Genomic DNA, 13,169 nt, shown 5'->3' with positions numbered 1-13,169 from the left:
TAGAGGTTTTTAACTTAAGAGCGGAAGACGAGGCTCGAACTCGCGACAACCAGCTTGGAAGGCTGGAGCTCTACCAACTGAGCTACTTCCGCATTACTTGTCCATGTCACTTAAATAAAGTGTTCTATGAACTTGTTTGCGAGTGCAAATATATAGAATAAGTTTGCTTTGATGCAAATTTTTTCAAAAAAAAATGCTTTAAAAATTTCGACGTTTATAACACAAACAAAACCATTTAGTTATAAAATTTTCCATGATAACTATTAGAAAAATTTCGGCCCAAGAAACTTATACTGTACGTCATCCTGTGCTCAGAAAAGGAAAACAAATTGAAAGTTGTCACTTTGACGGTGATGATTTAGACACCACATCACATTTTGGTTTGCATGAAAATGATCAAATAAAAGGTGTCATTTCACTTTTTGAAAACAACAATCCACTTTTCGAGGACAAGAAACAAACACAAATCAGAGGCATGGCTGTTTTGGAAAACAATCAGGGAAAGGGATACGGACGATTATTGGTGGAACATTCCGAAAAGATACTCAAAACGCAAAACACACCTTTAATTTGGTTCAATGCTCGTATTAATGCAGTAGGTTTTTACCAAAAAATGGGCTACCAAATCATAGGGAATTCATTTGAAATTCCGAATGTTGGTCTGCATTATGTAATGTGGAAAAAACTATAAAGCTAACTTGGAAACAATTTCTTGTTTGGCCGCAGGATGATAAATAAACAAACAAGATTTGTCTTTAATCACGTTAATGATTTTTTGGTTAAGTTCAACCGGTACAGCCGGGCAACCTAAACTTCTGCCTAATCTTTTGTTTTGCTTAATGAAAGATTCTGAAACATAATCCGCACCATGCATGACAACAGCTCTTTCACGGGCTTTATCGTTCAACCCTTTTTGTAATCCGTCTAATTTTAGAGACATCCCGTGTTTACCATTGTAGATTTCAGCAGTAGCATAAAAACCAACACTACTTTTAAAAGATTCGGCTTGATTAGAAAAGGCCTGGGCAAATTCTTCACCCGTATTTCTGCCGTGTGCTACTAAAGTTTGAAACAATACTATATTTTTATCTAAATCTATTACCCATAGTCTTTTGGTATTAGAAGACAAACTAAAATCAACAATCGTCAGTATATTTTTCTGAATCAGCCCTTTCTCTTTAAGATGATTGAATCCGTCTAATGCAAGATTAAAACTTTCAAAACTAGGTAACGCATGAGAATTAGCGTCTATTTGACTGTACAAAGTCACATTGGTTGTAACCGTTTTCTCTGTATTCTCAGGAATTGTAGTTATTGGGTTTAATTTGTCAGGTAAACTGTTGAAAGACATCAACAAGACAAAAAACAATAAAGAGAGTGATTTATAATTCATTGACTGCTATAGGTTTACTGTTAGACTTGGGTTTGACAAATATATATTCATAATTATATAAAACCAAATTATTTTACTTTTATTAAGCTAATTTTAATTTTTATAATACTTTATAAATCAATAGCTTTTATTTTACTAAAGGTTGTAAATACCAATTAAATAGTTATTTTTGTTCGTCAAACAAAATCATCAATGCCTAAGTTTTCCCACTTATTTCTTTATGGCTTTTTGCTATTTTCTTGCTTAGTTTTTAGCCAAAAGAAAACTGTTAAAACAAAATCTACTGATAACAAAATTACGATTGACGGTAAGTTTGATGAGCCAGCATGGAAAGATGCAGAGATAGCAACTGATTTTGTTATGATTGAACCTGATAATGGAAAACCGGAGCCTTCTGAAAGGCGAACTGAGGTAAAAATAGTTTATGACAACACCGCCATTTATATTGCTGCAACACTACATGATGATGAACCACAAAAAATACTAAAGGAATATACATTAAGAGATGATTTCGCAACCGCAGATCATTTTGGTGTATTAATCAATGGCTACAATGACGGACAACAAGAGTTTCGCTTTTTTGTAAGTGCCGCGGGAGTACAACAAGATGGTGTTTACACCGAATCCAACGACGAAGACTTTTCTTGGGATGCCATTTGGGACAGCCATGTTGATGTGACCAATTTTGGTTGGCGCGTTGAAATGAAAATACCATATGCTGCCCTGAGATTTCCCTCAGAGAAAAAACAAACTTGGGGAATCAATTTTTATCGAGAAGTTCGTCGCTTAAGACAACAATTTTCTTGGTCCATGTTAGACAGAAAAATTGCTAATGAAAGTACACAAGCCGGAATTTTAGAAGGAATTGAAAATATAGAAACGCCTACCCGATTATTTATAATTCCATATGCTTCGCAATATTTGTATTCCAGTAAATTTCAGAAAACTGTAGGTGAATTCAAAGGAGGAATGGATATTAAATATGGTATTAATGATGCTTTTACTTTAGATGCGATTTTAATTCCTGATTTTGGCCAAACCAAATTTGACAACGTCGAATTAAACCTAACCGCTTTTGAACAACAATTCAGTGAAAACCGCCCTTTTTTTACCGAAGGAACTGATTTGTTTAGCAAAGGAAGTTTGCTGTATACACGAAGAATTGGAGAAACACCCGAAATTAATGTAGCCGATAACGAAACGATAATTGATCAACCCGGTTCCATTCGATTAATAAATGCTTTAAAAGTTTCCGGCAGAACTAAAAGTGGTTTGGGTATTGGGGTCTTAAATGCCGTAACAGAAAACACTAGTGTGATTGTAAAAAATAACGATACCGGTGAAACACGTTTGCAAAATATCGCGCCTCTTGCCAACTATAATGTTTTCGTTCTTGACCAACGTTTCAGACAAAACTCCTCAATATCATTGATTAACACTAACGTGACTCGAAACGGCGAATTTAGAGATGCTAATGTATCTGCTTTGGTTTGGGACTTGAACACCAAAAAAAACACGTATAATCTTTCGGGAAATGTTAAATACAGCTATGTCAATAATAGGACCGATGAGGAAGACAAAAAAGGAGTTGCAGCCTATCTAAACTTAGGAGAAACCAGTGGTAACTATCGCTATAGTATTGGTGGTGTTTATGCCTCAACCGATTTTGACAACAATGATTTGGGCATCAACTTTATGACCCATTATCACGGTTTTTATATCAATTCGAATTACAGAACTTTAAATCCGAATAAAATATTTAATTCTTTTCAAGCTTTTTTGAATACTTACACAGAATTTGACAACAGAACCGGAAGAATTCAAGCCGGAAATTTAAATCTCTACTTTAATGCCTTCGACAAACTAAATGACTTTTATGGCTTCGGAATCTATAGCAATCCATTAGATGTATCCGATTTTTATGAGCCAAGGTCTACAGGAGAACAGCGTTTTGTAAACATCCCAAGAAATGTCAGAACTTACTTTTTATATTCAACCAATTACAACCGCCAATTTGCCATTGACTTCAATCCTACAATTACTATTTTTGATGAAAAAGGAAGAAGAAACTATGGTTTTTTATTTAGCCCAAGATACCGATTCAACGATCGTTTTTCTCTAATCTACGGCTTCACGTTTACCCGACAGAACAACAATGTCGGTTGGATTGATTTTGATGATGATGACAACACCATTTTCGCTCGAAGAAACAGAATTACTTACATTAATACGCTTCAAGGAAAATACTCCATCAATAACACGATGAACTTTAATTTAAATGTTCGCCATTATTGGTCATATGCTACCAATCATGAAATATTAACTTTAATGGATGACGGGAGCTATGTAAATAATTCAAGTTATACCACTAATAAAAATTCGAACCTGAATTTATGGAATCTTGACCTTACCTATTCCTGGTGGTTTGCACCTGGTAGTCAAGTGTCTGTTTTGTACCGAAACAACAGTGCTCTTTTTAGCCGCGAATTCAGTCGCCAATACGAAAACAATATTAATGATGCTTTAAACAGCGAAAACTTAAACCATGTTTTCTCCATCAGTATCCGATATTTTATTGATTACAACACCGTAAAAAACTCCCGATTTTACAATTCGTTTACCAAACCCAAAACGAGAGAGCGCTTCTAAAAAAACAGAAATTTAGCCTTATCTTTGTGGTTCAAAATTATTCTTATGAACAAGAAAGTAATCCTAATGATTTTAGACGGTTGGGGCAAATCACCCGACCCAAAAGTATCTGCTATTGACAATGCCAATGTTCCGTTTATTAGCGGCTTATATAAACAGTACCCTAATGCCCAACTCAGAACTGACGGCTTAAACGTAGGTTTACCCGAAGGTCAAATGGGGAACTCCGAAGTCGGCCACATGAACCTTGGTGCCGGAAGAATTGTTTACCAAGATTTGGCTAAAATTAATTTGGCTGTAGCCAATAAAACTATGGCCCAAGAAAAACCTCTAGTGGCTGCTTTTCAATATGCCAAAGACCACAACAAAGCAGTTCACTTCTTAGGATTGGTCTCTGATGGTGGCGTGCATTCACATACATCTCACTTACGCGGATTAATTGATGCTTCACAGGTATTTGGATTACAAAAAGTCTTTGTTCACGCTTTTACCGATGGACGCGATGTTGACCCAAAGTCGGGTAAAGGTTACCTACAAGATTTAGAAAATTACCTTCAAAATACAACGGCAAAAATTGCATCCGTTATTGGTCGTTATTATGCCATGGACAGAGACAAACGATGGGAACGTGTGAAATTGGCTTATGATTTACTCGTAAACGGCACCGGAAAACACACCTCAAATTTGGTTCAAAGTATAGCCGAGAGCTATGCTGAAAATGTAACCGATGAGTTTATCCAACCGCTTACTGCTGTTGATTCTAACAACCAACCTTTGGCAACAATACAAAACGATGACGTGGTGATTTTCTTTAACTTCAGAACTGATAGAGGAAGAGAATTAACTGAAGTACTTTCGCAAAAAGACTCCCACGAATTCAATATGCATAAGCTCAATTTGTACTATGTCACGATGACCAATTACGATGATACTTATGAAAATGTACACGTGATTTACGACAAAGACAACATTACCGAAACCTTAGGGGAAGTATTGGAAAAAGCCGGAAAATCTCAGATTCGAATTGCTGAAACCGAAAAATATCCTCATGTAACTTTCTTCTTTTCGGGTGGTCGTGAAGTGCCTTTTAAGGGCGAGACTCGCATTTTAAGAAACTCTCCTAAAGTAGCCACATACGATTTACAACCGGAAATGAGTGCTTACGAACTCAAAGACGCATTAGTTCCAGAATTGCAAAAAGGCGAAGTTGATTTCGTTTGTTTGAATTTTGCCAATGGCGATATGGTAGGCCACACCGGCGTAATGGAAGCAGCGATAAAAGCTTGTGAAGCTGTAGATGCTTGTGTAAAAGAAGTGGTAGAAACCGCTCTGGCCAACGGTTATACCACTATCATCATAGCCGACCATGGCAATTGCGAAACGATGATTAACCCTGACGGTTCGCCAAACACTGCGCACACAACCAATCCTGTGCCGATTATTATGGTTGACAAAGACCAAATTAGAGTGCACGATGGCGTTTTGGGCGATTTAGCACCAACCATTTTAGAACTGATGGGCATTCCAAAACCCGAAGTCATGACCGGAAAATCACTTTTAGTGCGATTATAAAAAAAGCCCTCAGTTTAGGGCTTTTTTTATTTCAACATTTCATAATAACTTCTTTCAATACTTTCCTGATGGGTTGGGTGTGTAATTTTGACCATTTCATTCAGGCGTTGTTTTAAGGTTTTGCCATATAAATCGGCTATGCCGTTTTCAGTGATGATATATTGCACGTGGGAACGGGTTGAAACTACTCCGGCACCTTGTTTCAAATAAGGCACAATTCTGCTTTCGCCTCTTTTTGTTATGGATGGCAAAGCAATAATTGCTTTTCCGCCTTCGCTTAAGGAAGCGCCACGAATAAAATCCATTTGACCTCCAACACCGGAATACATTTTGGCTCCAATAGAATCGGCACATACTTGTCCGGTAACATCCACTTCTATAGCAGAATTGATAGCTACCATTTTTGGGTTTTTACGAATACGAGCCGTATCGTTCACCATGGAAGATTCTTTCATTTCTATAAAAGGATTGTCGTTAACAAAGTCATACAATCGTTTGGAACCAATTAAGAAAGTGGCAAGCACTCTGCCGCGCAAGGTGCCTTTATAATTGCAATTGATGACATCGCTTTCTATCAAATCAATTACGCCATCAGAGAACATTTCGGTGTGTAAACCTAAATCTTTGTGATTTTTTAATTTACTTAAAGCTGCGTTAGGTATTGAACCTATGCCCATTTGCAAAGTACTTCGGTTTTCAATTAAAGAAGCCACATACTCGCCTATTTTTTCTTCTTCTTTGGAAAAAGGCGTTGGTGCATGGCCAAAAATAGATTCGTTTACTTCTACTAAATAATCTATTTCAGAAATATGAAGAATCCCATCCCCAAAAGTTCTTGGCATTTGCGGATTGACTTGGGCAATAACAATTTTAGCATTTTCGATAGCCGCTACCGTTGCTTCAACCGAAACACCGAGCGAACAATATCCGTGCTTATCCGGTGGCGAAACATGAATAAATGCAACATCAATTACTAATACTTTTTTGCGAAACAGGTGTGGCAATTCGCTTAAAAAAACGGGGGTGTATGAACCATTTCCAGCAGTTAACGTATGTCGAACATTAGCTCCGATGAAAAAAGAATTCACATGAAAACTATCCGCTAATTCAATATTAGCATAAGGTGCCGGACCTTCGGTATGCAAATGACAAACCTCAACATTGCGAAGTTCTGTAGCTCTGTCGGCCAGTGCTTTGGTTAAAATGGTGGGGGTCGCTGCAGCCGCTTGGACATAAACCCTATCGTTTGATTTTACAACTTTCACTGCTTCTGCAGCCGTAACATATTTGCTCATATCTAAAATTTTGGTCAAAATTAATTCGGAATGCCTTATAAAAATATGACATTTCTCATGAGGAAAATGGTAAATAATTATAATTAAAAGTTAAAGTTTCTATTTTAATAGTATTACTATTATCTTTGCATATATCATTATTAAAAACAGACAAGCTGAACACTGTAAAAAAAGTAGGCAATTAAAAAAATCACTATGACTGCAAAAAAATTAATTTTAGGTTTAGTTGTAACAACAACTTTATTAACTTCATGTAATCAAGCTTCTCAAAAAATTGAAGAAGAGACCAACAAAATAGTCTCTCAAACCAATCAGGAAGTTCAAAAAGTAATTGATGAACTTGGATTAGTTTATGTTGAAGAAGGTGCACAAACAATTATTACCTACGACGAAGTAAACGCCGCTCAACAAGCCTGGTGTGATGCTTTAGTGAAAATTGGCCAATTAAAAGAAGAAGGTGGCGATTATAAAACTTTCGCTGAACAAGTGCTTTCAGACGCCTATAACTATGACCATGGAAAAGTTTTTTTCAAACCTACTTTAGCTTATGGCGATCAAACTTTTAGAAATGATAAAAATGGAGCCTTGGCTTATTTTATTGGTGGCGATCCAAATTATCCAAACGACAAAGGATTTGCACTTACACCATGGGTAAAAGCGCGCTATGATAATACAGGCGAAAAAAATGAAGGCATACAAATTTATGGATCGATAGCGATTACGATGGGAAATGTTTGGGTTACTGATAAAACGGGTAAAGAAATAATGGTCGATAAAACATGGGTTTTCAAAAAGGGAAAAGATGGAAAACTTCGAATAATTGTTCATAAATCGTCACTACCATACTCCCCAACTAAATAATATAAACTTGGGTTGATTTAAAAGTCAACCCATAATTTTTTTTTATGAAATACACCTATCTGTTTATTGCATTTGGCTTTATTAATTACTCATTAATAGGTCAAAACACTAGGATAAATAATTACAACAATATTGGTTGGTACAATTATTTCGGAACTTTAAAATTGGATAAAAGATACAGCATCCATACAGAATATCAGTTGCGAAGAGATAACTATATTACCGATAAACAACAAGGTTTATTGCGTTTAGGTATAAATTATCAATTAAGCCCGAAAGTCCAATTAAGACTGGGTTATGCCTGGATAGAAACCTATCCATATGGTGAGATTTCAATCAATGGTTTTGGAAAAGAATTTACAGAACATAGAGCATTTCAAATGGTAACTTTAAACGATAAAGTGTCAATTGTTGACTTTTCACATCGATTTATGTTGGAACAAAGATGGGTTGGTAGATATTCTAATTCTGGTTTATCAAAAGAAGATGAGTTTCCATTATCACATCGTTTTCGATATATGTTTAGAATGCAAATTCCTCTAAAAGGACAATCCATAGAAAACAAAACTCCATATCTGGCAATTTATGATGAAATTATGCTTGGTTTTGGTGAAAATGTAAATGAAAATGTATTTGATCAAAACCGATTTGGAATTCTTTTTGGTTATAAATTCAGCAATACAATTAGAGTTGAAGCCGGATATTTTAACCAAACACTACAATTGGGTAGAGAAGTAGACAATAGAAATGTATTTCAAAATAACAACGGTTTTATCATCAATACCCACTTTAATTTTGATTTGTCAAAAAAAAACCAATTAACCCATTAATATTAGCCGTAGCTACTAAATTCAAAAAAAACAATCTGATCAAAATTTTACTTTAAGCAGTTTGGAAACAATATTAAAATAAAAGTTAAAATTTCATTTTTAATAGTATTACTATTATCTTTGCAATCTAAAGTTTAAATCTAACTATGATGAAACATATCCTTATAACAGCACTAAGTCTTTTGTTCTGCAATGCTATCCTTTTCGCTCAAATTGAAAATGTACCCAATTCAAATAAGTTTTCTAACTTAACTGAAGCTTTACAAAATACTGAAAAAGTAATTAGTCTTGATTTAAGCAATCAAACTGTACTTTTAAAAGATATTAATTGGGAAGTATTCATCAACTTGGAATACCTTAGTTTAAAGAATGATCACTTAACTTCAATTCCGGAAGGGATTGCCAAATTGACCAAATTAAAAATATTGGATTTAAGTGGTAACAATTTCAAAACATTACCCAATACATTAAAAGGGTTGTCAAAATTAGAAGTTTTATATCTAAACGATGAAAAAGAGTTTGACTTAAAGCAAAACATGGACATCATTTCTAGTATGACCAGTTTAAGAGAATTACACCTTGAGAATAATAATTTAAAGGCACTGCCCAACAAAATAGAAAAGCTAAAAAATTTAGAATTATTATACTTAAATAATAACAAATTTATAGAATTACCCAAACAGGTCATGTCTTTAGAATATTTACAATATTTAGATTTAAAAGACAATAACATTAACCCTAACATTCCGGAACTAAACAACGTAAATTTCGGATTTAAAATTAATTTAAAATAAAATGACAGAAGCATTAATCCCTTTATTGTCCTTAATTGCACTGGAAGTAATCCTCGGAATAGACAATATCATTTTTATATCCATATTAGCTGATAAACTACCCGAAAACCAAAGAAACAAACTAAGATACTGGGGAATTGGACTGGCAATGATCATGAGATTAAGCTTATTAGCCCTGATTTCTTGGATTTTAAAACTAGACAAAACCTTGTTTACGTTTGCTGATGTTGACTTTACAGGAAAAGGATTAATATTAATTATTGGAGGATTATTTTTAATTTACAAGAGCACTAAAGAAATCTATCATAAGACCGAAATTGCGAATTCACATGAGTCAGCACTCCCTAAAAAAGGCAGTTTCAGAAAATTACTTGGTGAAGTAATCATTTTAGATTTAGTTTTCTCTATCGACTCCATTATCACAGCAGTTGGAATGGTGAATGAATTATGGGTAATGTATGCAGCAGTGATTGTTACTGTAATAATAATGCTTGTTGCTTCAAAACCCATAAGCGAATTTATTTCGAAACACCCTTCATTCAAAATATTAGCATTATGCTTCTTACTAATGATTGGCGTTTCTTTGCTTGCCGAAGGTTTCCATTTTGAAATTCCAAAAGGATATATTTATTTTTCTATGGCATTTGCCTTTTTAGTAGATGTTATCCAAATGAAAACCGTCAAAGTAAATACAACAACTAAAAACGGATAATGAAAAAAATCAAACTTGCATTATTGCTGATTTTTGGAAGTAAAACAATGGCTCAAAACGACCTTGGTTCATGGAATATTTTGAGTGTAACCATGAAAGTAAATTCTAAATGGAGTGTTTTCACGGAAGGACAAATAAGAAGTTTATCCTTTTATGATGATTTTCATTATTATGAAATTAAAACGGGCTTGACCTATAAAATTAAACCGAACTTTTCTGTAACAACAGGATTTGGAGATTATAATACCTACACTGAAGGCGGAAATTTCGTATCCCCTATGCAAAACGATGAAATTAGAACTTGGGTTCAGGCTAATTTAAAAAACCCATTTGATTATATTACATTTGAACATCGTTATAGAGCTGAGCAGCGCTTTACTTCAAATGGTTATCGGAATCGTTTTAGATACAGATTATCAGCTGTTATTCCGTTGCAAGGAAAAAAAATAACCCCAAAAACATTTTATTTATCTGTTTGGAATGAAATTTTTTTTACAGATAACGAACCCTTTTTCGAAAGAAACAGACTCTTCATTGGAGGTGGATATGAGTTTTCAGAAAACATAGCAGTTCAAACCGGATACATTCACCAGTTTGATTACAAAATTAATGATGAGACTGGACGTGATTTTTTTAACATCGCATTACTTTACAACTTCGATTTAAAAAAGAAAAAAGAGAATGTTGACTTTCATCCAACAACAAATGACTAAAAAATGAACAATTTATTCTTAACATTAAAAATTCAAGTAAACGAAAAAATCTACGTTAAAGATCCGGAGACTTCAACGCTTGGAAAAAAAATTATTCAAGAGAGTATTATCTTGATTGAAGAAATAGGTTTTGAAGTTTTCACCTTTAAAAAACTTGGCGAAAGAATTGGGTCTAATGAAAGTTCAATCTACCGCTATTTTGAAAGTAAGCATAAACTATTGGTTTATTTGTGCTCTTGGTATTGGGGTTGGATGGAATGCCGTTTGGCTATTTATACCACCAATATTGTAGACCCGATGGACAAACTCAAAAGAGCAATTACCATAGTCACCGAAAAAATACAAGACGATTCATCTACACTTCATATCAACGAAGCTGTTTTAAATAAAATTATCATCGCTGAATTTACCAAAACACTGCTAACCAAAGAGGTAGATGAAGAAAACAAAGAAGGCTTCTTTTTGGTCTACAAAAGAGTGATTAACCGAATCATCGACATCATTCAAGAAGTAAATCCCGATTACAGTTATGCAAAAAGCCTAGCGTCATCAATTGTTGAAGGCTCCTTACACCAACATTTTTTAAAAGATCATTTGAAAACTATTACCGATTGCAATGAAAACAATTCGCCAACCCAATTTTACATTGATTTGGCCCAAAAAACTTTAAGCAAATAATTATGGCACTATCAGCTTCTCAAAGATTATTCAACCTCCTGAAACTCGACCGAAAGGACATTTCACAAGTGTTTTTTTATGCCATATTCGCAGGATTGGTAAGTTTGTCGCTTCCCTTGGGCATACAGGCGATTATCAATCTGATTCAATCCGGAAGAGTTAGCATTTCCTGGATAGTTTTAGTATTTATCGTTATTGCGGGCGTGGCTTTAGTAGGAATCTTGTCCCTAATGCAATTGCGAATAACAGAAAATTTACAACAAAAAATATTCATCCGTTCCTCGTTTGAATTTGGTTTCCGATTGCCAAAAATTAAGACCGATGTCCTGCACAACCAATATCCTCCCGAATTGGCCAACCGTTTTTTTGACACTTTGACCATTCAAAAAGGCGCTTCTAAACTACTGATTGACTTTTCGTCAGCCTTATTACAAATTATTTTCGGAATCCTCTTGCTGTCGCTATACCATCCGTTCTTTATTTTCTTTGGTTTTTTTCTCGTTATTTTACTTTATGTTATTTTCCGCTTTTCGTATAATTCCGGATTATCCAGCAGCATGAAAGAGTCTAAATACAAGTATAAAGTGGTGAGTTGGTTGCAAGAAATTGCCAGAAACAATTTCAGTTTTAAAAAAACATCCAACTTCGATTTTGCTTTAACTAAAAATGACCGTTTGGTTTCAGAGTACTTAACATATCGCGAAAAACATTTTGGAATTATCAAAAGACAATTTACCCAATTGATTGTCTTCAAAATCATAATTACCGCCGGATTATTATTGATTGGTGGCTATTTGGTTTTGAACCAAAAGATGAATATTGGTCAATTCGTAGCAGCAGAAATTATCATTTTATTGGTTATAAATTCGGTGGAAAAAATCGTAATTGGGTTGGAAACCCTTTATGACGTATTAACCGCTGTGGAAAAAATAGGACAAATAACCGACTTAGAAGTAGAAGAAACGAATCCAAAAGAGGCCGATTATTGCTACACCAATATCCATTTGGCCGCTGAAAACTTAAGTTATAAATTTCCTGACGCTGCTGATTTTGTGTTGGAAAAAATCAATCTGACCATCGAACAATCTGAAAAAATATATTTGGAAGGGTTAAATGGTTCGGGCAAAACAACGCTAATTCGAATTCTTTCCGGATTGTTGCAACCCACTTCGGGTTCGTTTTACATCAATGATGATACTTATCGAAAAATTGATTTGGAACAATACCGCTCACAAATCAGCACCATTATTATTGGCGAAACACCTTTTGAAGGTACAATTTTGGAGAACATCACTTTTAACAATCCATTGATTTCTCAAGAAGATTTGAAATGGGCCATCGAAAGTGTAAACTTGGGTGATTTTATCAAGTCATTACCCAAAGGTTTAGATACCAAAATTTATCCTGAGGGCAAACAATTGTCATCGTCCAATGCACAGAAAGTACTTTTGGCTCGGAGTATTATCAACCGACCAAAAATTTTATTCTACGAAGATGCTTTAGACAAAATGGACAATGATGCCGCAAAAGAAGTAATAGACTTCATTACTTCTAATGACAACAAATGGACGCTAATCGTTTCTTCTAAAAACGATTATTGGAAAGAAAAATGCTCAAGAAAAATTACGATGAGCGATGGAAAAATCATTAGAGACACTAAAAAACAATAACG

Annotated in this window: 12 protein-coding genes and 1 tRNA gene; 10 read left to right on the top strand and 3 right to left on the bottom strand. The window is 34.6% G+C overall.

Features of this window, described 5'->3' with window-relative positions; all coding sequences use genetic code 11:
• Positions 1 to 19 precede the first annotated feature (19 nt).
• Positions 20 to 92 (bottom strand) — tRNA-Gly (locus ICG50_RS04335).
• 161 nt (positions 93 to 253) lie between these two features.
• On the opposite strand from ICG50_RS04335, the gene ICG50_RS04330 reads away from it, so the two are divergent.
• On the top strand, positions 254 to 691 hold the full coding sequence (locus tag ICG50_RS04330) for a GNAT family N-acetyltransferase (RefSeq protein ID WP_187659694.1): 438 nt from the start codon (positions 254 to 256) through the stop codon (positions 689 to 691).
• Here ICG50_RS04330 and ICG50_RS04325 read toward each other — a convergent pair.
• The gene (locus ICG50_RS04325) at positions 686 to 1,393 is read right to left on the bottom strand and encodes a murein L,D-transpeptidase catalytic domain family protein (RefSeq protein WP_187659693.1); all 708 of its coding nucleotides are present in this window, start codon (positions 1,391 to 1,393) and stop codon (positions 686 to 688) included. The two genes, ICG50_RS04330 and ICG50_RS04325, sit on opposite strands and share 6 nt — an antisense overlap.
• Before the next feature lie 192 nt (positions 1,394 to 1,585).
• On the opposite strand from ICG50_RS04325, the gene ICG50_RS04320 reads away from it, so the two are divergent.
• A complete protein-coding gene (locus ICG50_RS04320) occupies positions 1,586 to 4,042 on the top strand; it encodes a DUF5916 domain-containing protein (RefSeq protein WP_187659692.1) in 2,457 nt (818 codons plus the stop codon).
• A 45-nt stretch (positions 4,043 to 4,087) separates the two neighbouring features.
• A complete protein-coding gene (gene gpmI / locus ICG50_RS04315) occupies positions 4,088 to 5,614 on the top strand; it encodes a 2,3-bisphosphoglycerate-independent phosphoglycerate mutase (protein ID WP_187659691.1) in 1,527 nt (508 codons plus the stop codon).
• A gap of 26 nt (positions 5,615 to 5,640) precedes the next feature.
• Here the strand turns inward: gpmI and ICG50_RS04310 are convergent, their stop codons facing one another.
• Positions 5,641 to 6,909, bottom strand: coding sequence for an acetyl-CoA hydrolase/transferase family protein (locus ICG50_RS04310; RefSeq protein WP_187659690.1), 1,269 nt, complete (start codon positions 6,907 to 6,909; stop codon positions 5,641 to 5,643).
• Between the two features lie 195 nt (positions 6,910 to 7,104).
• Between ICG50_RS04310 and ICG50_RS04305 the strand changes: the two genes are divergently transcribed.
• The 7 genes from ICG50_RS04305 (at position 7,105) to ICG50_RS04275 (ending at position 13,167) form a co-directional block, all read left to right on the top strand.
• On the top strand, positions 7,105 to 7,770 hold the full coding sequence (locus ICG50_RS04305; RefSeq protein ID WP_187659689.1) for a hypothetical protein: 666 nt from the start codon (positions 7,105 to 7,107) through the stop codon (positions 7,768 to 7,770).
• A 44-nt stretch (positions 7,771 to 7,814) separates the two neighbouring features.
• Entirely contained in the window at positions 7,815 to 8,600 is a 786-nt protein-coding gene (locus tag ICG50_RS04300; protein WP_187659688.1) for a DUF2490 domain-containing protein, read from the top strand.
• A 149-nt stretch (positions 8,601 to 8,749) separates the two neighbouring features.
• Entirely contained in the window at positions 8,750 to 9,394 is a 645-nt protein-coding gene (locus ICG50_RS04295) for a leucine-rich repeat domain-containing protein (RefSeq protein ID WP_187659687.1), read from the top strand.
• 1 nt (position 9,395) lies between these two features.
• Positions 9,396 to 10,106, top strand: a complete 711-nt coding sequence (locus tag ICG50_RS04290) for a TerC family protein (protein ID WP_187659686.1) — start codon at positions 9,396 to 9,398, stop codon at positions 10,104 to 10,106.
• Positions 10,106 to 10,819 (top strand): DUF2490 domain-containing protein, encoded by a 714-nt coding sequence (locus tag ICG50_RS04285; protein WP_187659685.1) that lies wholly within the window; start codon positions 10,106 to 10,108, stop codon positions 10,817 to 10,819. Before ICG50_RS04290 ends, ICG50_RS04285 begins: the two co-directional genes overlap by 1 nt.
• Before the next feature lie 3 nt (positions 10,820 to 10,822).
• Positions 10,823 to 11,497 carry a TetR/AcrR family transcriptional regulator gene (locus tag ICG50_RS04280; RefSeq protein WP_187659684.1) on the top strand — a complete coding sequence of 225 codons (675 nt, stop codon included), beginning with the start codon at positions 10,823 to 10,825 and terminating at the stop codon, positions 11,495 to 11,497.
• 2 nt (positions 11,498 to 11,499) lie between these two features.
• Positions 11,500 to 13,167, top strand: a complete 1,668-nt coding sequence (locus ICG50_RS04275) for a peptidase domain-containing ABC transporter (protein ID WP_187659683.1) — start codon at positions 11,500 to 11,502, stop codon at positions 13,165 to 13,167.
• Positions 13,168 to 13,169: the final 2 nt, after the last annotated feature.

Origin of the sequence: Flavobacterium buctense, assembly GCF_014486695.1 — a bacterium.
GTDB classification, from domain to species: domain Bacteria; phylum Bacteroidota; class Bacteroidia; order Flavobacteriales; family Flavobacteriaceae; genus Flavobacterium; species Flavobacterium buctense.
Note: the sequence above shows the minus strand (reverse complement) of the source record. Positions and strands in the feature narration are given on the sequence as shown.